Source organism: Cobetia sp. 29-18-1, from assembly GCF_029846405.1.
In the GTDB taxonomy this organism is placed as follows: Bacteria; Pseudomonadota; Gammaproteobacteria; order Pseudomonadales; family Halomonadaceae; genus Cobetia; species Cobetia amphilecti.
In genome coordinates this window covers 107689-132321 of the sequence record NZ_JARWKS010000005.1, presented here as the reverse complement: position 1 = coordinate 132321, position 24633 = coordinate 107689, and the positions used below count along the sequence as shown (strand labels likewise).

General features: G+C 63.4%; 20 protein-coding genes. 11 read left to right on the top strand and 9 right to left on the bottom strand.

Annotation, left to right across the window (positions count from 1 at the left end):
• Positions 1-5: 5 nt before the first annotated feature.
• The gene (gene queE / locus QD208_RS05705; RefSeq protein ID WP_107336280.1) at positions 6-698 is read right to left on the bottom strand and encodes a 7-carboxy-7-deazaguanine synthase; all 693 of its coding nucleotides are present in this window, start codon (positions 696-698) and stop codon (positions 6-8) included.
• Positions 698-1441: a 7-cyano-7-deazaguanine synthase QueC gene (gene queC, locus QD208_RS05700; RefSeq protein WP_043331289.1), complete on the bottom strand. Its 744-nt coding sequence runs from the start codon at positions 1439-1441 to the stop codon at positions 698-700. The genes queE and queC overlap by 1 nt, the downstream gene beginning before the upstream one ends.
• A gap of 733 nt (positions 1442-2174) precedes the next feature.
• Here queC and QD208_RS05695 point away from each other — a divergent pair.
• Positions 2175-3902 carry a GGDEF domain-containing phosphodiesterase gene (locus QD208_RS05695; RefSeq protein ID WP_052384227.1) on the top strand — a complete coding sequence of 576 codons (1728 nt, stop codon included), beginning with the start codon at positions 2175-2177 and terminating at the stop codon, positions 3900-3902.
• A gap of 236 nt (positions 3903-4138) precedes the next feature.
• Here the strand turns inward: QD208_RS05695 and QD208_RS05690 are convergent, their stop codons facing one another.
• Positions 4139-5101, bottom strand: coding sequence for a LysR family transcriptional regulator (locus QD208_RS05690; protein ID WP_043331288.1), 963 nt, complete (start codon positions 5099-5101; stop codon positions 4139-4141).
• A 374-nt stretch (positions 5102-5475) separates the two neighbouring features.
• Between QD208_RS05690 and QD208_RS05685 the strand changes: the two genes are divergently transcribed.
• From QD208_RS05685 to QD208_RS05670, 4 genes are all read left to right on the top strand, one after another.
• Positions 5476-6885: an MATE family efflux transporter gene (locus tag QD208_RS05685; protein ID WP_339842960.1), complete on the top strand. Its 1410-nt coding sequence runs from the start codon at positions 5476-5478 to the stop codon at positions 6883-6885.
• 410 nt (positions 6886-7295) lie between these two features.
• Entirely contained in the window at positions 7296-8555 is a 1260-nt protein-coding gene (locus QD208_RS05680) for a D-amino acid dehydrogenase (RefSeq protein WP_153636276.1), read from the top strand.
• A 149-nt stretch (positions 8556-8704) separates the two neighbouring features.
• Positions 8705-9088, top strand: a complete 384-nt coding sequence (locus QD208_RS05675; RefSeq protein ID WP_153636275.1) for a RidA family protein — start codon at positions 8705-8707, stop codon at positions 9086-9088.
• Positions 9089-9317: 229 nt separating this feature from the next.
• Positions 9318-10544, top strand: coding sequence for a LysR family transcriptional regulator (locus QD208_RS05670; protein WP_153636274.1), 1227 nt, complete (start codon positions 9318-9320; stop codon positions 10542-10544).
• Positions 10545-10678: 134 nt separating this feature from the next.
• Here the strand turns inward: QD208_RS05670 and QD208_RS05665 are convergent, their stop codons facing one another.
• The 3 genes from QD208_RS05665 to phhA form a co-directional block, all read right to left on the bottom strand.
• Positions 10679-11872: an amino acid aminotransferase gene (locus QD208_RS05665; protein ID WP_153636273.1), complete on the bottom strand. Its 1194-nt coding sequence runs from the start codon at positions 11870-11872 to the stop codon at positions 10679-10681.
• A gap of 1 nt (position 11873) precedes the next feature.
• A complete protein-coding gene (locus QD208_RS05660; protein WP_054555480.1) occupies positions 11874-12212 on the bottom strand; it encodes a 4a-hydroxytetrahydrobiopterin dehydratase in 339 nt (112 codons plus the stop codon).
• A 90-nt stretch (positions 12213-12302) separates the two neighbouring features.
• Positions 12303-13184 (bottom strand): phenylalanine 4-monooxygenase, encoded by an 882-nt coding sequence (phhA, locus tag QD208_RS05655; protein ID WP_279836095.1) that lies wholly within the window; start codon positions 13182-13184, stop codon positions 12303-12305.
• Between the two features lie 451 nt (positions 13185-13635).
• On the opposite strand from phhA, the gene QD208_RS05650 reads away from it, so the two are divergent.
• Together QD208_RS05650 and QD208_RS05645 are read left to right on the top strand one after the other, a co-directional pair.
• Positions 13636-15189: a sigma-54-dependent transcriptional regulator gene (locus tag QD208_RS05650; protein WP_043331281.1), complete on the top strand. Its 1554-nt coding sequence runs from the start codon at positions 13636-13638 to the stop codon at positions 15187-15189.
• Between the two features lie 335 nt (positions 15190-15524).
• The gene (locus tag QD208_RS05645) at positions 15525-16046 is read left to right on the top strand and encodes a MarR family transcriptional regulator (RefSeq protein WP_052384225.1); all 522 of its coding nucleotides are present in this window, start codon (positions 15525-15527) and stop codon (positions 16044-16046) included.
• Between the two features lie 164 nt (positions 16047-16210).
• On the opposite strand, the gene cfa is transcribed toward QD208_RS05645, so the two are convergent.
• Together cfa and QD208_RS05635 are read right to left on the bottom strand one after the other, a co-directional pair.
• Complete coding sequence (cfa, locus tag QD208_RS05640) at positions 16211-17389, bottom strand: cyclopropane fatty acyl phospholipid synthase (protein WP_153636271.1); 1179 nt, start codon at positions 17387-17389, stop codon at positions 16211-16213.
• Between the two features lie 516 nt (positions 17390-17905).
• The gene (locus QD208_RS05635; protein ID WP_043331278.1) at positions 17906-18283 is read right to left on the bottom strand and encodes a hypothetical protein; all 378 of its coding nucleotides are present in this window, start codon (positions 18281-18283) and stop codon (positions 17906-17908) included.
• Between the two features lie 415 nt (positions 18284-18698).
• Between QD208_RS05635 and fdhA the strand changes: the two genes are divergently transcribed.
• Positions 18699-19907 carry a formaldehyde dehydrogenase, glutathione-independent gene (gene fdhA / locus QD208_RS05630; RefSeq protein WP_153636270.1) on the top strand — a complete coding sequence of 403 codons (1209 nt, stop codon included), beginning with the start codon at positions 18699-18701 and terminating at the stop codon, positions 19905-19907.
• Positions 19908-20138: 231 nt separating this feature from the next.
• A complete protein-coding gene (gene argE / locus QD208_RS05625; RefSeq protein ID WP_242007671.1) occupies positions 20139-21377 on the top strand; it encodes an acetylornithine deacetylase in 1239 nt (412 codons plus the stop codon).
• 42 nt (positions 21378-21419) lie between these two features.
• Here the strand turns inward: argE and QD208_RS05620 are convergent, their stop codons facing one another.
• Positions 21420-22358 carry a LysR family transcriptional regulator ArgP gene (locus tag QD208_RS05620; protein ID WP_153636269.1) on the bottom strand — a complete coding sequence of 313 codons (939 nt, stop codon included), beginning with the start codon at positions 22356-22358 and terminating at the stop codon, positions 21420-21422.
• A gap of 135 nt (positions 22359-22493) precedes the next feature.
• Here QD208_RS05620 and QD208_RS05615 point away from each other — a divergent pair, with 135 nt between their 5' ends.
• The gene (locus tag QD208_RS05615) at positions 22494-23099 is read left to right on the top strand and encodes a LysE/ArgO family amino acid transporter (protein WP_043331275.1); all 606 of its coding nucleotides are present in this window, start codon (positions 22494-22496) and stop codon (positions 23097-23099) included.
• 358 nt (positions 23100-23457) lie between these two features.
• Positions 23458-24537 (top strand): 4-hydroxyphenylpyruvate dioxygenase, encoded by a 1080-nt coding sequence (gene hppD / locus QD208_RS05610; RefSeq protein ID WP_153636268.1) that lies wholly within the window; start codon positions 23458-23460, stop codon positions 24535-24537.
• Positions 24538-24633 lie beyond the last annotated feature (96 nt).

Below are 24633 nucleotides of genomic sequence, written 5' to 3'. Positions count from 1 at the left end.
GGTCATCAATCGATACCACTGATCTTGTGAGTCTGCAGCGAGAGCTGCCACTGGGGATTGCGCATGCAGTAGCTGACGCACTGATTCATCGGCGTGTCGGACGCCAGCACCTCGCGGTAATGCTCGCGGGCCGCGGCAGGCGCGGGCAGGGCGTCGAGGGCGGCGGTATCCAGTGGCTGCAGATAGAAGTGCGCGAAGTCCAGGCTGACGAAGCGCTCCGGCAGGGCCTCCGGCTGCGGGTAGACGAGCTTGAGCTCATCGCCGCCGGTGAGGACCAGCTCGCTTGCGCCCTTGGGGCTGACACACAGCCAGTCGATGCCGGCAGGCGGCTCGACGGTGCCGTTGGTCTCCACCGCGATCTCGAAGCCGCGGGCGTGCATCGCGTCCACCAGCTCACTGTCGAGCTGCAACAGCGGCTCACCGCCAGTGAAGACCACATAGGGCGTGGCGATGCCGGTGTGCTCCGGCCACAGGCTGGCCAAAAAGTCCGCCAGCGCGTTTGCGGTGCGGAACTTGCCGCCATTCTGGCCGTTGGTGCCGACGAAATCGGTGTCGCAGAAGCGGCAGACCGAGGTGTCGCGGTCCTGCTCGCGGCCACTCCACAGATTGCAGCCGGCAAAGCGGCAGAACACGCTGGCGCGCCCTGCGCGAGCACCTTCGCCCTGCAGGGTGTAGAACGCTTCCTTTACCGTATACATCAGAGTGTGCCTGCGCCCTTGGCCGAGTCGGTCGTTTCGTAACCGAGCGGATCGCTCAGCCCATGGGCGGCGAAGGCCTCGAGACGCTCACGGCAGCTGCCGCATTCCCCGCAGGCCAGTTCGCGGCCTTCGTAGCAGGTCCAGGTCTGGGCATAATCGAGCTGCATGGCGATGCCGGCGGCAAGAATCTCGTCCTTGCTCGCGTGCAGGAAGGGCGCGCGAATCTCCACCGGCGAGAAGTTGGCGATCGCGGCGACGGCGTTCATCTTGTCGACGAATTCCGGACGGCAATCCGGGTAGAGCACGTGATCGCCACCGTGGGCACCATAGAAGCAGACCTCGGCCTCGATGTTGACGGCCTTGGCGATGGCCAGTGACAGCAGGATCATGTTGCGGTTGGGCACTACGGTCGAGGTCATGGAGGCCTCGTCGTAGTCGGCCTTGGGCATCGCCTGGTCACTGTTGGTCAGCGCGGAGTTGTCGATCAGGCCATGGATGGCGCGAATGTCGACGACTTCGTGGGCGACGCCCAGCGACTCGCAGACCTGGCGTGCGACGTCGAGCTCACGCGAGTGACGTTGGCCATAATGGAAGGAGAGGGCATGTACCTCGAAGCCTTCCTTCAGCGCCTGGTGCAGGACAGTGTAGGAGTCCATGCCACCGGAGTAGATGACGACGGCGCGGGGGCGCTCTGCAGAGGAGGCAGAAGCGGGTACAGCGGAATTCTGGACGTTGAGAGTCATGACGGAGAATTTCTTTGACCGATGGATTCGGCGCCCGGGATCCGGTCCGGGCGAAACGGGCGCCTATCCTACTCTTCCGCACGCCTTGATGCCACTCGTGTACTGGCGCGGGCCGCGGATACACCGCCTGTCGCCAGGTTCGGAAGCGGCCATGGCAGCCAAGCGTTGAGTCGGCGAGAAAATAGCCTTGGTACCCGCACCACAGGCTGGCATAGACTCGGAGTATTAGCGAAGCGTAGAGAGAGTCGTCTGCGTGCTGCACGCTTGTCCACCTAGTGCTTTCCCTGACGGCACGAACTTCGGGATGACGGGTTGAGGAGCAGGTTGAGGAGTCGGCCGAATGGCTCCGGGAGTGGCTCTCGCAATGGCGCCTGGAGCAGCGTCAAGTGACAGGCTAAGCGGGGAGGCGTCTGGCGTTCAAAAGGGCGCTCAAAAGGGCGATCAGAAGAGACAAAGTGCAGCAGTCTGGCGCCTGGTGATGTCCATGGGAGGAGTAGCATGGTCGTCCGGACATTGCCGCATTAGTCATGCGGCCCCGGGCCTTGCGGCAGCCAGCGGCGACAATGAAAGCAGGTGTAAGCAGATAAGCGCGAGAACAGCCGGAAGCGTGAATGACGTGTCATGTCCCGGCGGTGTTGTCCGCGTTGCGCCAGCCAACGGCCAGCATCACTGGCGACAGGCGGCCCTTGCGGGGCATCAAGCCATTTTCCTTATGACTGCAGGTGGAGTGAGCGTGCCTCTCGATATCTTGATCAAATTGCTGTCGTCCATCGAAGAGCCGTTGTGGATTCATGACCGCTTCGGCCAACTCGCCTGGACGTCGCCGCGCGCTCGACAGGAAGACAGGGTGCCGGAGCTGCCATCTCCGCTGCCCAAGCAGCCGGAGCCTTGTGGCATCAGCGGCCAGCCCGGCTTCTGGTTGATGGGCATCACCGGCGAGCTGGGAGAATGGCTGCTGGTGCAGAAGGCCAATCTGCCGTGGCGCATGGCGATCTTCGATGCCGAGTGTCTGGTGGCCAACACCTGTGGCTGGCAGGAGCTGTTCGGCACCGAGCGGCCGCGTCTCGAGCCGGTCAGCGAGCGGCGGGTTCGCCTCAAGGCGCCGTTCTCGGGGCTGGCGGAGGCCCGTGCGGCCGGGGTGGATGACAAGGTCTTGATCGCCCTGCGCCGCCTGCAGCCCATCAACCTGCTGTCGCGCGATCGCTTCAATGCCCAGATCGATGAACTGCTGCTGGAAGAAAGCGTCGACGGCAGCATCGATGGCGGCATCATCTACCTGTCGCTGACCCACCTGGAAATCATCAACTCGGCGCACGGTGCCGAACGCATCGATCCGCTGCTGGAGCGGGTGGCAGAAGCCATGTCCCTGCAGTATCGCGACGCCCTGGTCTGCCGCCCGCTGGGCAATGCCTTCGCGCTGTTCTTCGTCGGGGATGAGGCCAGCCTGATCGCGCGTGCCAACGAGCTGTGCGAAAGGCTGGTGATGCTGATGCGACTGGATGGCAAGGCCCTGCCGGTCACGGCGCGGGTCGGCATCAGCCTGGCGCCGCAGCACGCGCGGCGTGCCCATCGCCTGATGCACCTGGCCGAACTCGCCATGTTGCACGGGGAATACGATGACATCGATGTCTGCGGCCCCCTGCACGTGTTCTCGCCCGGCGCGCATATGCAGCACCTCAACGACTATCGCCTGACCAGTGACCTGCGCGAGCATCTCGAAGAGCTGGATCTCGCCTTCCAGCCCCAGTTCGACCTCGCCAGTGGCGAGGCCGTCGGCGTCGAGGTGCTGGTGCGCTGGGACCACCCCGAGCTCGGCACCATCGGACCGGGTCGCTTCATCCCGCTGGCGGAGCAGTATGGCTTGATCGGCACCGTCGGCGCGCGGGTGATGGACACGGCCCTCTCGGCGACGCGTGATCTGGTGACGCCCAACGGCAAGCCGCTGTCGGTGGCGATCAATGTCTCGGCTCAGGAGTTTCGTGACCCCGGCTTCCCCGAGCGCGTCTCGGAGGCTCTGGCGCGTCATGACTTCGCGCCAGAACGCCTGGAGCTTGAGATCACCGAATCCTCACGCGTGCCGGATCTCGATCGCGTCGTGGAGCGACTCACCGGCCTGATCGAACGCGGCGTGCGCCTGGCGATCGATGATTTCGGCACCGGCTTCGCGTCACTGCTCTACGTGCGCGACCTGCGCGCTTGCCGCCTCAAGGTCGATCAGCGCTTCGTCGGTAGCCTTGACCATGATGCCCGCGACCGCGCCATCGTCTCCCACGCGATCTCGCTGGCCGACAGTCTGGGCATGGAGGTGCTGGCGGAGGGCGTCGAGACCGCAGAGCAGGAGCGCCTGCTGGTCGAGATGGGTTGCCATCTGGTGCAGGGCTTCCGCTATGCACGGCCCAAGCGCCTGCCGGAGCTGGTCGAGTGGCTCAAGCGCAAGCCGTCGATCCATCCCTGCCCCTGAGTACTTTTGGAGGGCGCCTGATGAAGAGTTCTGAAGTGAAAGGCGCTTGAAATGAAAGGCGCTTGAAATGAAAGGCGCTTGAAATGAAAGGCGCTTGAAACGAAAGGTGTCTGAAATGAAAACGCCCGCCACGCAGTGACTCTGCATGGCGGGCATTTTCATGGCGAGCATTCGGATCTGGCAGTGGCCGCGGGAGGTGACGGCGTGCGTTCAGACTCGAGAGTCGTGGCGACGTCTCACTCGCTGCAACCGCTACCGTAGCCGTACATGTTCTCGAAGCCTGGAATGCGCTGCTCCCAGACGGGCGGCGTGCCGACGACCTCCTGCAGGCAATCACTGAAGCGACGCGTCTTCTGCGGCAGGTACTGGCGGTGCGGGTAGACCAGGTGGATCGAAGGCAGTGGCTTCATCGGCACGTTGGTCAACAGCGGCACCAGCTCGCCGTTCAGGATCTCGTCCTTGATGTTGATCGCGGACACCATGCCATAGCAGGCACCCGACTTGATGGCACCGATCAGCACGTCGGCATCATTGACCTTGAGGCGCGAATCCAGCGCCACCTTTTCCTCGACACCGCTCTCGGTGCAGACGCGCAGGCGATCGAGAATGAAGCCATCGCGGGAATACACCGCTGCCGGCAGGCCAGACAGATCGGCGGGGGTCTGGGGCATGCCGTGACGCTCGATGAAGGCCGGCGAGGCACAGATCAAGTGACGGTGTGCAGCCAGCGGACGCGCGATCAGGTTGGAGTCTTCCAGCTCCGACATGCGAATGGCCAGGTCATAACCGCCGCCGATCAGATCGGTCAGGTGGTCTTCCAGGCGCACTTCCACCTGGGTATCCGGGTAGCGCTCCATGTACAGGCGCACGGCCTGGGCGACATAGGTGCGCCCGAAGTGGCTCGGGCTCGTGATCTTCAGGATGCCGCGCGGGCCATCCTGATAGGCGCCGGCCACATCGTCGGTATCTTCCAGCACTTCACGCAGACGCAGTGCGTGCTGATGGATCTCGCGCCCCGCATCCGTCAGGGCCAGCGAGCGAGTCGAGCGATTGAACAGGCGAATCTGCAGTTCTTCTTCCAGACGGCTGATCTGCTTGGAGACCACCGAGCGGTTGACCTGACGATGGTCAGCCGCCTTGGAAAAACTCTGTGCTTCTACCACATCGAGAAACAGCAACAAACGGGATGCTTTATCCACGGTCTGACCTCTCGTGATGCCATGGGGAGGGGAACACTCTGCCAGCCATCCGTGAGGCAGTCAGTGCATATAAAGCGACGGTCCAACTTCGGTAGCAGTCGATAATCGGTGACATTGCATGGGTCATCATCACGAATCCAGGTGACGGAAATCCCTGACAAGGTGAGTTTATCACGGTCACTGTTTCCTCTAATACCACGCATCAACGCGTTTCTCGCTCTTCCTGTTGCCGACAATGCATCAAAGACATGTCCCACTGAACCTATCTGGGGTCCGGCGAAATCCCTAGAATCATCCCCCCAGCGTCACGGAAGTGTTCCGACGCCTTATACCTTCATCCAACCAGCCATGCTCGACATGCTGGGAGTGAGTTCATGTCTTCTTCTATGTCCACCGACGCCTCTGCAAGATCGACCCCGCCAACGTCGGAAACGCCGACGACTCGTGAGCTGATGTCACGCCTGTGGCGCAGCACCTTGCCGATGACACTCGGCATCATGGGATTGCTGGGCTTCAACCTGGTCGATGCCGCCTTCGTCTCGCATCTGGGCACCGCGCCACTGGCCGCGCAATCCTTCACCTTCCCGCTGACCTTTCTGATCATCGGGGTGCAGGTCGGCATGGGCATCGCGATCGCCGCGATCGTCTCGCGTACCCTGGGCGCCGAGGATGAGGCGCGTGCCCGGCGTCTGGGCGGTGTGGTGCTGCTGGGATCCGGTGTGTTGATGGCACTGCTGATGCTGCTGTTGTGGGTCATCAGGGTGCCGGCCTTCGAGTTGCTGGGTGCCAATGCCACTGAAATGACGCTGATCGAGGTCTATTGGGGCCCATCGCTGATCGCCAGCTGGCTGGGGGCCATGGCCTATGTGCTCTACAGCCTGTTCCGCGCCCACGGCGATACGCGTCTACCGGGCGAGATGATGCTGCTGACCAGTGTCTTCAACCTGGTGCTGGACCCGCTGCTGATCTTCGGCGCGGGACCGCTGCCCGGCTTCGGTCTGGCGGGCGCTGCCTGGGCGACCGTACTCTCCTTCGGGGCCGGGCTTGCCATCACGGCATTCAAGCTCTCGCGTCGTGACTGGATGGAATATCGCGGTCTGTGGGCCGAATGGCAGGCCTCGCGCCGCCAGCTGGCGGGGATCGCGATACCCGCGATTCTGTGCCAGATGATGCCGGCACTCTCCGCGATGCTGGTCACCGCCATCGTCGCGGGACTGGGTCAGACGGAGGTGGCCGCCTGGGGGATCGCCTCACGCCTGGAAACCTTCTCGCTGATCGTGGTGCTGGCCCTGACCATGTCTCTGCCGCCGTGGCTGGGGCGCTGTTATGGCGCCGGCCGTTGGCAGGAAATTCGCCGCCTGATGAACCTGGCCGCCCGCGTGGTGGTGATCTGGCAGCTGGTGCTGGGCATCATCGCCGCAGTGCTGGCGACACCGCTGGCCTATGTGCTGGTGGGCAGTGACGAGGTCTCGGCGGCGCTGGCGGTCCTGCTGCCGTGGATGTTGCCCAGTTACTCCTTCCTCGGCATCTGCATGCTGGTCGTGTCGGCTGCCAACGCGCTGGGGTGGCCGCTGCGTGCCACGGTGTTGTCCTTCGTGCGTCTCTTCATCTGCTTCATGCCGGCGGTATGGCTGGGGGCACATCTGGATGGGCTGCGCGGTGTCGCCATCGGCTCGGCGATCGGCAACCTGCTGGCGGGTGTGGTGGCATGGCGCGTCTATCGTCAGGCCCTGGGCGACCGTGGCAAGTCAGTGCGTCGCCATGCCTATGTCGCGACGACCTGATCGCCCGGGCCCCCATGGCGTCCAGCACGAGCGCTCCCTTGAGATGTCAGGCGCCATTCAGAAGATTCTGCCCGGAAGGTCCTGCTGGAGACCCTGCCAGTAGACCTTGCCAGAAGCCCCGTCAGCAGTCCCGCTGAGAAGCACCGAAAGCGGCCATTCCAAAAATGGCCGCTTTTTTGTTTTTTATCACTGCCATGATGCGAAATTTACCTGCTTATTTTCTGATATAGGGTCTCATAACAGAATATTAACCGTGGTTTGCGCCTCTATACTGGATGCATTCAGGCCAAGCCACTGTGAGTCGCCTTGTCGACCGGTGCCGGCCTTCATCGTCTTTATTCGCTGCCGAGTGCGCGAATACGCCTGTCATTTGCCGTGGGGCGCGGCTTGCAGTCATGGGGTAGGCCAACATGAAGATTCTTGTACTCGGTAGCGGCGTCGTCGGTGTCACCAGTGCCTATTATCTGGCGCGTCAGGGGCATGAGGTCACGATCGTCGACCGTCAGGCCAGCCCGGCGATGGAAACCAGCTACGGCAACGCCGGTCAGGTCTCCTTCGGCTTCTCCTCGCCGTGGGCGGCGCCGGGCATTCCGCAGAAAGCCGTCAAGTGGATGTTCCAGGAGCATGCGCCGCTCAAGATCCAGCCGCGCATGGACCCTCAGATGGCCAAGTTCATGGTCAAGATGTTCGCCAACTGCAACGCCGACCGTTATGCCGTCAACAAGGAGCGCATGGTGCGTGTCTCCGAGTACAGCCGCGCCTGCATCAATGCCCTGCGCGAAGAGACCGGGCTGCGCTACGAAGACCGTCAGAAGGGGCTGTTGCAGCTGTTTCGTACCCAGGCGCAGGTCGATGCCGTGCAGAGCGACATGAAGGTGCTGGCAGGCTGTGGCGTGCGCCATCAGCTGCTGGACGCCGACGCCTGTGCCACGGTGGAGCCGGCACTGACCCGCGTACCGGGCAAGTTCATCGCCGGCCTGCACCTGCCGGATGACCAGACCGGCGATTGCCATCTGTTCACCAACCGGCTGGCGGATTACTGCCGCGACACCCTGGGCGTCAATTTCGTCTTCAATACCACCATTCAGCGCATCCAGCGCAGCGGCAGCCGCATCGAGAAGGTCATCACCGACCGTGGCGAGATGACCGCAGACAGCTACGTGATGTGTCTGGGCAGCTACTCGCCGTTCCTGGCGCGTGATCTGGATCTGGACCTGCCGATCTACCCGGTGAAGGGCTACAGCCTGACCGTGCCGATCATCAATGCCGATGCCGCACCGCAGTCCACCGTGATGGACGAGACCTTCAAGGTCGCGCTGACGCGCTTCGATGATCGCATTCGCGTCGGTGGCACCGCCGAGCTGGCCTCGTTCGATCTTTCCTTGATCGAGAAGCGCCGTGCGACCATCAACATGGTGGTGCGTGATGTGTTCCCGGAAGCCGGTGACTATGCGCGGGCGGAATTCTGGGCCGGCCTGCGTCCGATGACGCCGGATTCCACGCCGATCATCGGTGGCACCAAGTACGACAATCTGTGGTTGAACACCGGACACGGCACCCTGGGCTGGACCATGAGCTGCGGCAGTGCGAGTCTGTTGGCGGACCTGGTGGATGGTCGCAAGCCCTCCATCGATCCCAATGGTCTCAGTCTTGGTCGCTACGCTGCCTGATGCTCGGCGCAGTGTCTGTATCTGTGACAGTGTCTGTATCTGTGTAAGTGTCAGTGGCTGCGCCAGGGCACTGCCAGGCAGTGCGTACTGCCGTGTAGTCGTCTTTTTTCGAGTGTCTCTCCGTCAACTGATTGAACAAGGAATTGCGCATGACCAAGCAGATTATCTCTACCGAGTCCGCACCGGCTGCCATCGGCCCGTATTCCCAGGCGGTGCGCACGGGTAATCTGGTGTTCCTGTCCGGCCAGATCCCGCTGGACCCGGCGACCATGGAAGTAGTGGAAGGCGGTTTTGAAGTCCAGGCAGACCAGGTATTCCGCAATCTCAAGGCGGTGTGTGAAGCCTCCGGTGGCAGCCTGGATCAGCTGGTCAAGGTCAATCTGTTCCTGACCGATCTCAGCAACTTCGCCGTGGTCAACACGCTGATGGAGCAGTACTTCAGCCAGCCGTATCCGGCGCGTGCGGCCGTCGGCGTCAAGGAGCTGCCCAAGGGCGTGCTGTTTGAAGCAGAAGGTGTACTGGCACTCTCCTGATCGCTCGCCGATTGTCGGTCTGAACGAAAGACTGGCGCGATCGATGCCTTGTCCCTCACTCCCCTCGCTGATTCATCAGCGGGGGGAGTGTCGTTTCAGGGGGCGTGACGTCCTGCAGGCAGCTTGAGCGTGACATTTGGCGCCAGCATGATTAGCGTAAGGCTAAATAAGCCAGCGCCCAGCGCTGACTCTCGGAGCATCGCGGACGAACCCTTCAAGGAGCAACACCATGGCGCAGTCAGACACAGGCACCCGTGAACCCGGCATACGGCTGCGTCAGCTGGAAATGCTGTGGGCGGTGATCGAGTGTGGCTCGATGAAAGGCGGTGCCGCGCAACTGGGGATCAGCGTGCCGGTGGTCTCGCGGGGCTTGGCACAGCTCGAGCAGACGCTGGGCTATTCGTTGTTTCTGCGTGAGGGTGGCAAGCTGGTGCCGACCCCGGAAGCCGAGCGCCTGACGCCATCACTCGCCCGGATGTTCAGCGCTCAATCCGAGCTCAGGCGACTGGCCTTCGGGCCGGGCAGCGGCAAGCGTCCGCGTCTCGTGCTGGCGGTCACATCTGGTCTGGAGGCCTTCAGTGCCGGTTGGCTGACACGCATCGCGGCCAGTGAAGCCTTGAGTGAGTGGCTGCCCAGCCTGGAAGTGCTCGAGGTGTCACAGCATGATCTCGCCATCCGCGAGGGGCGGGTCGCGATGGCGGTAAGCCTGGAAGCACCGCCGGAGCCCCAGGGCGGCAAGCGTGCCAAGACGGCGGCGGCACGCGCCCGCGAGCTCAAGGCCAGCCTGCGTCAGCGTGCGCGCGAGGAGACGACACTCATCGAAGGCGATGACGACGAGGCAAAGCCTACCGCCAAGGCCGCCATGCCCGAGCTGGGGGATACGCCGGAGTTGCCGTTTGACGTCGAGGATGATGCGCACAATGCCGAAGGGACCGCTTCCCGCAGTGGGAAAAGTGAAGAGGCCAGTGACGAGGCGCAAGCCGAGGCACCGCCCGCGCTGAAGCTACCCTTGATGTTGCTGTGGCCCTCACGCTGGCCGCTGCTGGACAAGCCGCTGACCCTTGCACGCCTCAATGAACGCCCCTTCGTCGACCTGCCGGAAACCAGCAGTCAGGGGCGCTTGATTCGTGGACTGCTCAAGCGTGAGCGCGTGACGCCAGCGAGTCTGCTGGAAGTCGCCACGCCGGCCAGCGCCGGGCGTCTGGCGCGCGCGGGCAGTGCCGCCACCATCATTGATGCGCTGTCGGCGCTGCAGGTGCTCGAGGACGCCAGAGGCGACCTGATCGGCCTGCCGCTCTCGATGCGCAGCGAGCGCTATCTGGAGCTCAAGTGGCAGTTGCCGACGGCCGAGGAAGGGGAGTCGCTGCACGCGGTGCAGGCCTTGCTGGTCAGCCTGCTCGAAGAGGAGGTGGCGGCGAGTCTTGCCCGCTTGCCGCTGGCAGACGAGGAAGGCTGATGGCGCAGGCATCTGGCGGAAGCCTTGCCTCAGAGTAGAGAGCAGACCAGACAGCAAGTCAGACAACCGACCATTAAAAAACCCCGCCGATTGGCGGGGTTTTTCTTGTCTTTCACGACAGCGTTCGCTCGGGCTCAGCCCTTGACGACGGTCGCGATGGCCTTGGCCACGTAGGGCAGGTTCTCGGTGGAGAAGCCGGCCACGTTGGCACGCCCGGAGCGCACCATGTAGATGCCGAACTCGTCACGCAGGCGATCGACCTGTTCCGGCGAGAGGCCGGTGTAGGAGAACATGCCACGCTGTTCGGCGATGAAGGCGAACTGCTCATCCAGACCATACGGCTTGAGCGCCTCGACGAAGTCACGACGCAGGCCGTTGATGCGCTCACGCATCTCGGTCAGCTCGCTTTGCCACTCGCCGCGCAGGGTGTCGTCCTCGAGGATGTCGATGACCACCGCACCGCCATGCGCCGGCGGATTGGAGTAGTTCTCGCGCGCGGTGATCGCGGCCTGGGAGCGCACGTCGAGCATGCTCTCCTCGTCCTTGGCGATCAGGATCAGGCAGCCGGTGCGCTCGCAGTAGATGCCGAAGTTCTTGGAGCAGGAGCTGGTGATGATGGCTTCATCGACATTCTCGGCCAGCAGGCGCACGCCGTAGGCGTCTTCTTCCAGGCCGTCACCGAAGCCCTGGTAGGCGAAGTCGATCAGCGGCAGCAGCTTGCGCGCCTGGACGACCTCCAGCACCTGGTCCCACTGCTCGCGGCTCAGATCGAAACCGGTCGGGTTGTGGCAGCAGGCGTGCAGCAGTACCACGTCACCTTCCGGGATGGTCTTGAGCGTCGCCAGCATGCCGTCGAAGTCGAGGCGGTTGTTCTCGTCGACATACGGGTAGCTGTGGCGCGTGACGCCAGCGGCGTCGAAGATGCCCAGGTGGTTCGGCCAGGTCGGGGTGGACAGCCAGATATCACGGCCCTTGAGGTTGCTGGCGATGAAGTCCGCGGCCAGACGCAGGGCACCGGTACCGCCGGGCGCCTGGGTGGCGCTGGCGCGATTGGCGGCCAGCACCGGCGACTCGGCGCCCAGCACCATCGGCAGTACGACCTTGCCGAAGCGCGGATCACCGTGGGAGCCGATGTAGGTCTTGGTGGCCTCGTTCTCGACCAGGCGGCTCTCGGCCTGCTTGACCGCACGCATGACCGGCGTATTGCCGTTGGCATCGCGATAGACGCCCACGCCGAGGTCGACCTTCTGCGGGTTGGTGTCCTTGTTGAAGGCTTCGATCAGGCCGAGGATGGCATCCCCGGGTACACGCGCAATCTGCTCGAACATCTTATTTCGCTACCTCGTCGGTTCTGGCGGCCATGATGAAATCGTTCTTGTGCAGACCCTTCATCTCGTGGGACCACCAGGTCACGGTGACCTTGCCCCACTCGGTGAGAAGTGCCGGGTGGTGCCCGACTTCCTCGGCAATCTCGCCTACGCGATTGGTGAATGCCAGTGCCTGCTTGAAGTTGCGGAACGTGAAGCACCGTTCCAGTTGCATGATGCCATCGCGATTGAGCAACTGCCACTCGGGAATGGCGGTCTTGAGCGTCTCGATGTCGCTATCGCTGACCTTGGGCGCATCGAAGCTGCAGGCTTCACAGGACTGTCTGGCGAGTTCGGTCATGTCACTATTCTCCGGCTTGAGGAAAGAGGGGGCTGGTGAAAAGGCGTACCCCTTGGGGCAAGGGCGTCGGTGCGATCAGCGTCTGTGCGATCAACGTGGTGGGAAGCGCGGCGTCTTGAGGCCGAGAGCCATCGCCTCGTGGACCAGCGCCATGATGTCGCGACTGGCGAGCTCATGCAGATCGTCCAGTGACTCCAGGACATAGTAGAGCGGCTGCAGGATGTCGATGCGATACGGGGTGCGCAGTGCCTCGACGGCATCGAAGGGTAGATGCGCGGGGCGCTCGAGACTGTCCGCAAGCTCACCCAGGGCGTAGCGGGTCTCGCGCGGCGAGGAGATGATGCCGCCGCCGTAGAGGCGCAGGGCGCGACTGCCATCGGGTTGAGTCTCGCGCAGCATGCCGAATTCCACCGTCATCCAGTAGAGGCGGGCCAGATAGACGCGCTCTTCCTTGCTGGCGGCGAGACCAAGGCGTCCGTAGGTGGCGGTGAACTCGGCGAAGGCGGGGTGGGTGAGCATCGGGCAGTGGCCGAAGATCTCGTGGAAGATGTCCGGCTCCTGCAGGTAGTCGAGTTCTTCCGGGGAGCGGATGAAGGTGGCGACCGGGAAACGCCGCTCGGCGAGCAGCTCGAAGAAGCGCGTAAAGGGGATCAAGGCCGGCACGCGAGCGGTTCGCCAGCCGGTGGCGGCCTCGAGGACACGATCGATCTCGCCGAGCTGGGGGATGCGGTCCTCCGGCAGGGCAAAGCGCTCGAGCCCTTGCCGATACTCGCGACAGACACGCCCCTCGACCAGCGCCATCTGGCGCGCCATCAGTGTCTGCCAGGTGGCGTTTTCCTGATCGCTGTAATGGATCCGGCCCCGGGCATCCGGCTCATGGGCCACGTAGCGGGTGCCCTTGGCCTTGGTTTGCGAGCCGGGCTGAGCTTCCTGGGATGTCTGTGGCCAATGACTACCCTGCGGTGCGTTCATGCAACCTCCCCAACCAGATGGCGGCGCTGCCGAGCAGGCTGCCGTGTTGTCATTATGGCGTACATGCCAGTCCTTGCATGTCGATGACAACGCTAGGCCTTGTCGGGTGGCGTTGACCAGTGGTCAGGCGTGGCTCTGCGCCGCAGATAACGCTGCGTTGGCGCGGGTCTTGTCACATAATTGTGACACTGGAGCGGTAATCGGGCGCATCCGGTGCCATTCGGGCGTTCGTGCACTGCTGTGTCGCCGTCTTTTGTAAGGAATGCTTTACGACGTTTTTGATAACGCTTACGTTAACGTCACTCAGTCGCCCGTCGCCAAGCTGTCCGTCGCCAAGCTGTCCGTCACTCGAGCGGCGCCGCCAGGCCGGCGACACCATTTCGATGACAATGCCAACAAGAATTCCAACGACAATGCCAACAAGAATTCCAACGACAATGCCGAGAACGCCATGCGCCTCAAACTGACCTGCCAGAATCGAATCGGGATTCTGCGCGACATCCTGGCCCCCTTTGCCGATTACGGCCTCAACGTGCTGCGCGGTGAGGTCGGCGGAGAGGCCAACAACTCCATCTATCTGCATGTGCCCAACATGCTGCGCATGCAGCTCTCGACCCTGAAGCCGACCCTCGAGGAGATCCCCGGGGTCTTCAAGGTCAGTCGCGTCAGTCTGATGCCCACCGAGCGACGCCATCTGGAGCTCAATGCACTGCTGTCATCGCTGTCAGACCCGGTGATGTCCATCGACATGGATGGGCGCGTGGTGGCGGCCAATCGCGCGGCGGGCAAGTTGCTCGGAGTGCGCATCGATGAGGTGCCGGGGCTGGCACTGACGCGTCATGTCCAGGATGTCGACCTGCCGGAACTGATCCGGCGCAACAATGCCCGCGTCAATGGCCTGCGCCTGCGGGTGGGGGAGGAGACCTTCCTCGCCGATATCGCGCCACTGCACACCGAGAACGAGGATGTCGCCTCGCTGGCGGGCGCCGTGGTCACCCTGCATCGTGCAGACCGCCTGGGCTCGCGTATCTATCAGATCCAGCGCACCGAGGTGCGTGGCTTCGAAGCGATATTCCAGGCGAGCCGTCAGCTGTCGGCGGTGGTCAAGGAGGCCCGCCGCATGGCACCGCTGGATGCGCCGCTCTTGATCGAGGGCGAGACCGGCACCGGCAAGGAGCTGCTGGCGCGTGCCTGCCACCTGGCAAGCCCTCGCGGCCAGGCCCCCTTCATGGCGCTCAATTGCGCGGGGCTGCCGGAATCGATGGCCGAGACGGAGCTGTTCGGTTACGCCCCGGGCGCCTTCGAGGGCGCACGGCCGGAGGGCAAGCTGGGCCTGCTGGAGCTGACCAGCGGCGGCACCATCTTCCTGGATGAGGTCGGCGAGATGAGTCCACGCATGCAGGTCAAGCTGCTGCGTTTTTTGCAGGACGGCGGTTTCCGGCGCGTCGGCAGCGATGAGGAAACCTTCCTCGATGTGCGCGTGATCTGCGCCACCCAACAGGACCTGCCGGCACTGTGCAGCGAAGGGCGCTTCCGCCACGATCTTTTCCACCGCCTCAATGTGCTGTGTGTGCAGATTCCGCCGCTCAGGGAATGTCTGGATGGGCTCGAGGAGCTGGCGCGACATTTCCTCGAGCGGGCAGTGCGTCAGATCGGCGCTCGCGTGCGGGATATCTCGCCCGAGGCCATGGCGCGTCTGCAGGGCTATCACTGGCCGGGCAACGTGCGTCAGCTGGAGAACGTGCTGTTCCAGGCTGTCTCGCTGTGCGATGGCGAGGTGATCGAGGCGCAGCATTTGCGTCTGACCGGCGAGGCGCGTGATGAGGGGTTGGACAACATCGACCTCACCGGCAGCCTGGGCGATATCCATGACGAGGTCGAACGGCGCATCCTGGCGCATCTTTACCCGGAGTATCCGTCCAGCCGATTGCTGGCCAAACGCCTGGGGGTCTCACATACCACCATCGCCAACAAGCTCAAGCGTCACGGCATCGCACAGGAATGACCCGCGGCGCAGGTGATGGCGGCAGAGAAGAGACAACAGGGCGAGAGGAAAGCAGACGAGCCGCAAAAGGAGAAGGGGAAGAAGGGGAAGAAGACAAGTCAGAAGACAGAAGCGGAGAGGCGCTTAAATGCGTGTTTGAATATCGGAATTGGTGAATTGTTTTGCTCGCTAATAAAGGGTATGATTCTCATATTGTTAGCAAGCTAATATAGATGGCGTCTGATATCGGCGGCAACAGCCGCCCTGACGCCGCACCAATCAAGGCTCTCGTGGGTCTTCCGCTCAGTACCGATGAGGGGAAGTGTCATGGGAGCCTTCATGTCGAGAGATGATACATGAACGCACATTCTCCGGGGACGGATTCGACACAGGAAATCCCGTTTCACGAGCAGATCAAGCCCTCGCTGGGTGGCCAGGTCGGTCGGGTCCACCGTCTATGGCGCACCGCCATCACTAGCGCGGTGCGTAGCCTGGACATGACGGAATCGCGCTGGACGGTCATGGTTCATCTGGAAAAGCTCGGCGAGGGCTGTACCCAACAGATGCTGGCCAGTGAGCTGGGCATCGAGATGCCGTCGCTGACGCGCACCCTCAACCAGCTCGAGGCTCAGCAGCTGATCGCCCGCGTGCCACACGAGACCGACAAGCGGGCGCGTTGCCTGTGGTTCACCGAGCAAGGCCGCCAGTGCCTGACCCAGTTGACGGAGCGCATCGAGCGAGTGCGTGCCGAGCTGTACGTCGGCTTCGATGACGAAGCGCTCAATGCCTTCGCCCGCACTCTGCTCCAGTTCGAAGACAATGCCAGTGCCAGCATCGCGCGCTCCCAGGCTGAATATCAGCGGAGTCGTCAGGGGTGACATCCGATCAGCGCTTTCGGCGCTGGTTGCGGTCTGCATCGCGATGCTGCTGATCTACCTGATGCATGCGCTGCTCAATCGTTTCGCGGCGACGCGTCTGATTCGCCCCGCCGCTTGAGGCAGTCGTTCCCGGTCGAGACTGCCAGCGCCCCGCGAGCGGCAAATCAGCGTGGCGCGTCGTAGCGCCCTGCGGTGCCGTGGGTGAACACCACCTGCCACAGCTGCAGCTGGCGGGCGCGGAAGGCGCCTGCGCAGGCGCCGAGATAGTACTCGAACATGCGCTTGTCGCGCGGTGAATAGGTATCGGCCAGCTCATGCCAGTGCTGGTCGAGATTGGCGCGCCACGCCATCAATGTCGGGTCGTAGTCGGCGCCGAAGTTGTGCCAGTCCTCCATCACCAGATGCGCTTCGCTGGCGCGTACCAGCTGGCTGGCGCTGGGCAGCACGCCATTGGGGAAGATATAGCGGTTGACCCAGGGGTCGGCCGAGATATCGCTCTGGTTGGAGCCGATGGTGTGCAGCACGAAGCGTCCGCCGGGGCGCAGCAGGTGCGCGGCATGGGCAAAGTAGGTGGCGTAGTTCTTGTGGCCGACGTGTTCGAACATGCCAATCGAGGCGATGGCATCAAAGCTGCCCACCCTGCGCCGGAAGTCAGGGTCGCGATAGTCCTTGAGCAGGATTTCCACCGGTAGCCCTGCGCAATGCTCACGCGCCAGCGCGGCCTGTTCGGCGGAGATGGTGATGCCGACGACCTCCACGCCGTAATGGCGCGCGGCGTAGGCGGCAAGGCTCCCCCAGCCACAGCCGATATCCAGCAGCCGCATGCCGGGCGTGAGCCCCAGCTTGCGACACACCAGATCCAGCTTGGCCTGTTGCGCCTTGCCCAGGTTCTCCACGCTCACCGGCAGGTCTTTCCAGTAGCCGCAGCTGTAGCACAGGGTGTCATCCAGCATGCGCGTGAAGAGGTCATTGCCGAAGTCATAATGCACCTTGCCGACCACGCCGGCGCGGCGGCGGCTCTGCAGGTTGATCACCCCGGCCTGCAGGCGATAGGCGATGCGCTCGCTGGTGGTGTGGGCGCGGCTGCCCAGGCCATGTCGCAGCAGGCGACAGATCATCTCGTCGATCTGCTCACAGTCCCACCAGCCTTCCATGTAAGCCTCGCCCAGTCCCAGGCTGCCTTGCTGCAGCACCCGTCGGAAGAGGTCCGGATGGCGAACGCGAATGTCCCAGGGGTCGGGCCCGTTGAGCCTGACGCCGGAACCTGCCAGCAGATGTTCGACGGTGCGTCGATGACGGGTGTCGGGGAGTGCAACGGGGGCTAGGCGTTGTTCGATACTCATGGAAAAGCCTCCTTGACGGCGCGCGGGCGCAGAGAGTCCTGATGGGTTCGTCATGGCGTATGGCAGTGATCGACAGTCCCCGGGCGATAGGGCTGTCGAACGTCTCGCATGGCAATGCGCGAGCTTCATGCTGCGAGATGCATGCAGCGAGGTTGCAGGTACAGCGTCCGAGTCGCCACTGGCGTGCCAGCCGGGTGGCTAGTAACAACTTTCTTCACCAGGTATGCGCGGCGATCAGGAGCGGCGCTGGGACAGCTTTCGTCTCAGCATAGTCAAGAGTCGTCTAATGGGGCGGTGCAATTGACTGATTTGTGGGGCAACCGATGGTTGCGGCCTTGGAACTCAAGTGCCGCAGTGTCGGTTTCCCTGGGTTATCGCCTGGTGTCGGAACGCAAGAAAGCCGCCCCTGGGGGCGGCTTTCTGACGGATGCTGTGCTTTCGCTTTCACCGTCGTTGCGGCTTTCGCTTTCGCGTTCGATCGCGCTGTCAGGTCACGCTACCTGACGGGGGAACGCCTCAGCGGCAGCGCACGGTCCAGACGACCTTGTAGCCTTCGCCTTCATGGGTGGCGGCAGCCATTTCGGTGTCTTCATTGACGGTGCCACCTTCCAGTTGGTCATTGCCATCGGCGGCCTTGGCGGTGGCGTCGTGCGGGCCGAAGACGCGCGAGTCGAGCACATCGTACTTGTCGCGGTCCTGCTCTTCACACACCTCGAGCGCGCGTTCCTTGACCTGCGCGATGGCATCATCGCGGTCTTCATCGACGGCGCTGACTTCATAGCGCGTGTCCTGCTTCTCGATCACGCTGGTGTTGCCGCAACCGGCGATGAAGGCGGAGCCGACGAGGGCCAGGGTCATGCAGGAATTGCGCAGGGCGTTGGATGTCAGGGTCATGATCTCTCCTTGAAGTGTCTTTCAAAGCTGTCGTAAACGGGCTCGGGTCGCAATATCTGTCGTCAAGATGACGCTGACATCAGTACTGGGGGGTATGGGCGCGTGCTTCAAGTGTCGAGATGCATCGACGCTGGTTGTCGCCTGCCGCCAACAGCAGAGGCGCGGGGGCACTGGCGAGTGGGCTTGCGGGCAGCCGAAGTGACACTTTGGTCGTGAACTGTCTCATTTAGGCATGTCGATGCCTCATCTGGACAGCCAACCTGTGACAACTGACCTAGTCTGCATAAGCCCTACCGGTTGGACGCCACCGACCGAGGGCTGGTGGCCGATGCAGGAAAAGAGACGGGCGGCGCAAGCCAGCTTGTCTGCCTGTCGCCGGCCACGTGCCAAACCCCATGCCAGCCAGGAGCACGTCATGTCAGCCAATGCCAATCGCGGAGTCGTATACCAGGGAGCGGGGAAGGTGAGCGTCGAATCACTGGACTATCCGACCCTGGCGCTGGGAAATCGCAAGTGTGAACACGGGGTCATTCTCAAGGTCGTCTCGACCAATATCTGCGGCAGTGATCAGCACATGGTGCGTGGCCGCACCACGGCGCCGCAGGGCCTGGTGCTGGGCCACGAGATCACCGGCCTGGTCGTCGAGGCCGGGCGCGATGTGGAATTCATCAAGGTCGGTGACATCGTCTCGGTCCCCTTCAACATTGCCTGCGGCCGCTGCCGCAACTGCAAGGAAGGCAAGACGGGGATCTGTCTGAACGTCAATCCGGCGCGTCCCGGCGCGGCCTACGGCTATGTCGACATGGGCGGCTGGACTGGCGGTCAGACAGATTACGTCATGGTGCCCTATGCCGACTTCAACCTGCTCAAGTTCCCGGATGCCGACCAGGCGATGGAGAAGATCCGTGACCTGACGTTGCTGTCCGATATCTTCCCCACCGGCTTCCACGGCTGTGTGACCGCGGGTGTCGGGCCGGGCTCCACGGTGTATGTCGCGGGTGCCGGGCCGGTCGGGCTGGCGGCGGCCGTGTCGGCCCAGCTGCTGGGGGCGGCCTGTGTCATCGTCGGCGACATGATCCCCGAGCGTTTGCAGCAGGCCGAGAGCTTCGGCTGCGAGACCATCGATCTGCGTCAGGAAGGCTCGATGGAAGACAAGGTCGAGGTGATTCTCGGCGAGCGCGAAGTGGATTGCTTCGTTGACTGCGTCGGCTTCGAGGCGCATGGCTGTGGTTGTGACCACGGCCGCGAGCAGCCGGCCACGGTGCTCAACTCGGCGATGGCGCTGACGCGTGCCGGCGGCCAGATCGGCATTCCCGGGCTTTATGTCACCGAAGACCCGGGCGCCGAGGATGAGGCCGCCAAGGTCGGGGCGCTGTCGATGCGCTTCGGGCTGGGCTGGGCCAAGTCCCACTCGCTGCACACGGGCCAATGCCCGGTGATGAAGTATCACCGCCCGCTGATGCAGGCGATCCTGTTCGGGCGCGTCAATATCGCCGATGCGGTCAATGTGCAGGTCATCAGTCTGGAAGAAGCCCCGCAGGGCTATGCGGACTTCGATGGCGGCGCTGCCAAGAAATTCGTCATCGACCCCCACGCCATGGTGCGCAACGGCCGTGCCGCCTGATGCCATCACGGCCTGAATCCCGCCCGTAGCGGAGTTCTGCCGCCACAGACGACGCCGCCACGCCCTTTCATCGGGTGTGGCGGCGTCGTCTTTTTTGAAGCGTGCCTGCCAGTCGGATGTTGCAGCCAGGCCCTTGTTGTCGAAGAAGCGCTGCGCTATACCGGTGGGCATATGAGGCCAGCGCGCTGCGTATGGTGCTCTCCGCTCTGATGTATCTGCACAGGAATGCCCATGTCCGCTTCAGCGTCCCCCATCGCCAATACCGCCAGCCTGATGCCGCAGCACGCCGATTTCTCCGACTGGCCCAACAGCCGCGACTGGCTGGCGCATCTGGTCAGCTTCAATACCGTGTCGCGCGAGTCGAATCTGGCGTTGATCCATTGCCTGCGCGACGCCCTGGAAGTGGTCGGCGTCAGTGCCGAGGTCATCCACAACGATGGCGGCGACAAGGCCAATCTGCTGGCGGTGATCGGGCCGGAGGTCGAGGGTGGTGTGGTGCTCTCCGGGCACACCGATGTGGTGCCGGTGGAGGGTCAGGCCTGGGACAGTGATCCCTTCACGCTGCGTGAGGCCGAGGGTCGCCTTCATGGGCGCGGTTCCGCCGACATGAAGGGCTTCATCGCCTGCTGCATGGCGGCGGTGCCGGCGCTGGTGAATGCCCAACGTGCGGGCACGCTGAAAAAGCCGGTGATTCTTGCCTTCTCCTATGACGAGGAGATCGGCTGTCTGGGGGCGCCGCGCATGATCGCACGCCTGCGTGACCGCCTGCCGCGTCCGGCGGCGGTGCTGGTGGGCGAGCCGACCATGATGGCGATCGTCGATGCCCACAAGGGCATTACCGATCTGCGCACCACGGTGACCGGCAAGCCGTCGCATTCCAGCCTGGTCTATCAGGGGGTGAGCGCCATTCATCTGGCGGCGCGCATGGTGACCTTCATCGAGGACCGCATGCAGGCGCGCATCGACTGCGGCCATCTGGACGAGCGCTTCGATGTGCCCCACGCCAGCCTGCACGTCGGGCGTATCGAGGGCGGCACGGCGGTCAACATCACCGCCGGGGAGTGCATCTTCGACTGGGAGCTGCGCCATCTGCCGGGCGAGGATGTCGAGGCGATGCTGGCGGAGATCGATGCCCACGCCGAGCGTCTGGTCGCTCCCTATCGGGAGCGGGCGCCAGAAGTGGCGATCCGCAGTGAGCGCACGGTGGAAACGGTGCCTTCACTCGGGCATGGCGATCGGGACCCGGCCATTCGCCTCTGCCAGCGTCTGCTGGGCGATGAGCGGGCCAGCGAGGCCGTGGCGTACACCACGGAGGCGGGACAGTTCCAGAGCGAAGGCTGGCCGACGGTGGTCTGCGGGCCAGGCTCCATCGGGGTCGCGCATCAGGCCAACGAGTACATCGAGCTCAGCCAGCTGGCGGCCTGTGATCGCTTCCTGGCCCAGCTGGTGCGTGAGCAACAGGGCGGCTGAGCCCCCTTTTTGCCGGGCCTGATGCACGACTGACACGTACTCTCACAGCATGCCGGGGCGGGGCGTCTCCTGCTCCGCCATCGGGCGCAATACCGTGGCACATTCCCGCAGCAGGTGATCGGTGAGCTTGTCCAGCGTGCTGCCACCGTGGCGCCAGTGATGCCAGTAAAGCGGTACATCGAGGGCATGGTTCGGCGCGATATCCACCAGCTCACCACTGGCCAGCAGATGCGCCGCCTGCTGCTCGGGAATCATGCCGTAGCCCATGCCGCTCAAGGCCAGACGCACGAAACCTTCCGACGACGGGCAGAGATGGTGAGGGAAGGGCTCATCGAAGCCCATGGTCGACAACAGCCGGTGCTGCAGGCGGTCATCACGGCCATAGACGATGGCGGGCATGCTGCGCAGAGTCTCGGCCGGCAGAATGGGCGGGATGGGATGGCCTTTCTTTGCGATATGGCGCTGCACGAAGTCCGGGCTGGCCAGCGCCCGATAACGCATGCTGCCCAGCGGGTGGGAGCGTGCACCCTGCACCGGGCGCGGCGTGGCACAGATGCAGCCCGCGACTTCTCCATCACGCATGCGCCTGAGCGCCACTTCCTGATCCTCCACCAGCATGTCCAGCAACAGGTCACGCTCGCGACAGAAACTGCCGGTGACGGTCGGCCACCAGGTGGCCAGCGAATCGGCATTGATGGCGATGCGCAGTCGCTGCTCGCTCTCGCCGAGGGCGGGAATCTGGTCGAGCAGATCATGCTCCAGCAGACGCACCTGCTGGACATGATTGAGCAGGCGCCGCCCGAGCGGCGTCGGCCCCAGGCGCGGTGTACGCACCAGTACCGGCTGCCCCAGCCGTGCCTCCAGCAACTTGATGCGCTGCGAGACCGCCGACTGCGTCAGTCCCAGTGCTCGCGCCCCGCGTTCAAAGCCCGCCTGATCGATGACGGCCGCCAGCGCCTCCAGCAGTTTATAGTCCAGCATCAGTATTCCTTATGATCCATTCCCTGAATCAATTTCCTTGATGGGTTCATCCTAGCGTACTCTGCCTGCCTCAGCACTGACAGCCGTGGCAGACATCGTCAGTCACGGCAACGACACGACGAAAGGACAGGCGATATGTGGTGGTCATTCTTCAATGGGGCAGGGGTAGGCGCAGGCTTGATCATCGCCATCGGGGCGCAGAATGCCTTCGTGTTGGGACAGGGGCTCAAGCGCGAGCATCAATGGTGGGTGGCGGGGCTCTGCGCGCTGTGTGATGGCGTGCTGATCATCGCCGGCGTGCTCGGGCTGGGCGCGCTGATGCAGCAATCGCCGCTGTTGATGAGCATTGCCCGCTGGGGAGGGGTGGCGTTTCTGCTCTGGCAGGCACTCAAGGCGTTGGGGCGCATGCGCACTGGTGGCCAGCTGACGGCGAGCAACGCCCTCAAGGCCAATCTCGGCAAGGTGCTGGCGGCAACCTTGGCCGTCACGCTGCTCAATCCCCAGGTCTATCTGGATACGCTGGTGATGCTGGGCGCGATCGGCGCGCAGCAGCCGTCCCCGCAAAGTTTCATCGTCGGGGCGAGCCTGGCCTCCTTCGGCTGGTTCTTCGGTCTGGTGGCATGTGCCGGTTGGCTGGCGCCACGTCTGACCAGTCCGCGTGCCTGGCAGGTCATCGAGGCCTTCATCGCCACGATTCTGCTGTGGGTGGCCTGGCAGCTAGGCAGCGGTGCCTGGCTCTAGCGGCCAACGCAAGGCGGGCAAGAGGCAACAGCAGGCGTGACGCGCCGATAGGTGTAAAGAAAGCATGACGCAGTGTCAGGCGCTGGCGGCAGTGGGAGCGCCCCGAGTGGGCAGTGTCGAGATGGCCGTCAGCGCCATGGCAGGGTTTCGTTACATGTCTGGCGTGGGAAGAGGCCGGACACGGCACCAAAGCAGGCGCAAGGCGAATGGGCAGGGCGGCAGGCAAGGCATAGATTTCCGATAACGGAATCGGGACACGACAGGTGATGCGCGCGACGTGTTCGCCTGTCGTGAAGGATGTTGCCCGCCTTTTCTTTACCTTGCCTGCCCTGTCGGCAGCCTGACTCAGGAGCCTCTCATGAATGCACCGGCGCGTATCGAACAGCACAATCCCATCGGCACGGACGGCTTCGAGTTCGTCGAATTCACGGCCCCGGATGCGGCCGGCATCGATGCCCTGCGCAAGTTGTTCAACCAGCTCGGATTTACCGAGACCCGTCGCCATCGCTCCAAGCAGGTGTTCCTGTTTCAGCAGCACGGCATCAATGTGGTGCTCAACGCCGAGCCGAACAGCCCGGCGGCGGAATTCGCGGCGATTCACGGCCCGAGTGCCTGTGCGATGGCCTGGCGCGTGGCGGATGCCGAGCAGGCGCATCGCTACGCCCTGGCGCACGGTGCGCGCAGCGTCGAGCATCCGGTCGGGCCGGGCGAGGTGGGCATCCCGGCGGTGCAAGGCATCGGCGGTTCGGTGCTGTACTTCGTGGACCATCACCGCGAGCGCTCGATCTACGATACCGACTTCGTCGCCATCGACGGCGCAATCGAGAATGCCAACAGCGTCGGCCTGCATACGCTGGATCACCTGACCCACAATGTCGGGCGTGGCCAGATGGATGTGTGGGCCGACTTCTATGCGCGTATCGCCAACTTCCGCGAGATCCGCTATTTCGATATCGAAGGCAAGATGACCGGGCTCTTCTCGCGCGCGATGACGGCGCCCTGCGGCAAGATGCACATTCCCATCAACGAGTCAGCGGATGATGACTCCCAGATCGCGGAATTCATCCGCGAATACCATGGCGAGGGTATCCAGCATCTGGCGATGGCGACGGATGATATCCATGCCACCGTCAAGGCGCTCAAGGCCAATGGCGTCACCTTCCTGACCACGCCGGCCACCTATTATGAGAAGGTCGATGCGCGGGTGCCCAACCATGAAGAGAATGTCGAGGACCTCAAGGCATTGAATCTGCTGGTCGATGGCGCGCCGGGGGAGGGCATTCTGTTGCAGATCTTCACCGAGACGGTGATCGGACCGATCTTCTTCGAGATCATCCAGCGCAAGGGCAACGATGGCTTCGGCGAGGGCAACTTCAAGGCGCTGTTCGAATCCATCGAGGAAGACCAGATCCGCCGCGGCATCATCGGCGCCGAGTGATCCACCCATTCCGGCACGCCCTGATCAGGGCGTGATCACGATGGCATCCTCATCAACACGAAAGCCCCGCCGGTGATAGCCGGCGGGGCTTTCGTG

Bases quoted from the DNA above. Each gene is read 5' to 3' on its own strand.
- QD208_RS05615 (WP_043331275.1), top strand. From the start codon at position 22,494: ATGTGGTGGTCATTCTTCAATGGGGCAGGGGTAGGCGCAGGCTTGATC.
- QD208_RS05675 (WP_153636275.1), top strand. From the start codon at position 8,705: ATGACCAAGCAGATTATCTCTACCGAGTCCGCACCGGCTGCCATCGGC.
- QD208_RS05650 (WP_043331281.1), top strand. From the start codon at position 13,636: ATGCGCCTCAAACTGACCTGCCAGAATCGAATCGGGATTCTGCGCGAC.
- QD208_RS05635 (WP_043331278.1), bottom strand. From the start codon at position 18,283: ATGACCCTGACATCCAACGCCCTGCGCAATTCCTGCATGACCCTGGCC.
- QD208_RS05685 (WP_339842960.1), top strand. From the start codon at position 5,476: ATGTCTTCTTCTATGTCCACCGACGCCTCTGCAAGATCGACCCCGCCA.
- hppD (WP_153636268.1), top strand. From the start codon at position 23,458: ATGAATGCACCGGCGCGTATCGAACAGCACAATCCCATCGGCACGGAC.
- fdhA (WP_153636270.1), top strand. From the start codon at position 18,699: ATGTCAGCCAATGCCAATCGCGGAGTCGTATACCAGGGAGCGGGGAAG.
- argE (WP_242007671.1), top strand. From the start codon at position 20,139: ATGTCCGCTTCAGCGTCCCCCATCGCCAATACCGCCAGCCTGATGCCG.
- QD208_RS05645 (WP_052384225.1), top strand. From the start codon at position 15,525: ATGAACGCACATTCTCCGGGGACGGATTCGACACAGGAAATCCCGTTT.
- QD208_RS05670 (WP_153636274.1), top strand. From the start codon at position 9,318: ATGGCGCAGTCAGACACAGGCACCCGTGAACCCGGCATACGGCTGCGT.
- phhA (WP_279836095.1), bottom strand. From the start codon at position 13,184: ATGAACGCACCGCAGGGTAGTCATTGGCCACAGACATCCCAGGAAGCT.
- QD208_RS05620 (WP_153636269.1), bottom strand. From the start codon at position 22,358: ATGCTGGACTATAAACTGCTGGAGGCGCTGGCGGCCGTCATCGATCAG.
- cfa (WP_153636271.1), bottom strand. From the start codon at position 17,389: ATGAGTATCGAACAACGCCTAGCCCCCGTTGCACTCCCCGACACCCGT.
- queC (WP_043331289.1), bottom strand. From the start codon at position 1,441: ATGACTCTCAACGTCCAGAATTCCGCTGTACCCGCTTCTGCCTCCTCT.
- QD208_RS05680 (WP_153636276.1), top strand. From the start codon at position 7,296: ATGAAGATTCTTGTACTCGGTAGCGGCGTCGTCGGTGTCACCAGTGCC.
- QD208_RS05660 (WP_054555480.1), bottom strand. From the start codon at position 12,212: ATGACCGAACTCGCCAGACAGTCCTGTGAAGCCTGCAGCTTCGATGCG.
- QD208_RS05665 (WP_153636273.1), bottom strand. From the start codon at position 11,872: ATGTTCGAGCAGATTGCGCGTGTACCCGGGGATGCCATCCTCGGCCTG.
- queE (WP_107336280.1), bottom strand. From the start codon at position 698: ATGTATACGGTAAAGGAAGCGTTCTACACCCTGCAGGGCGAAGGTGCT.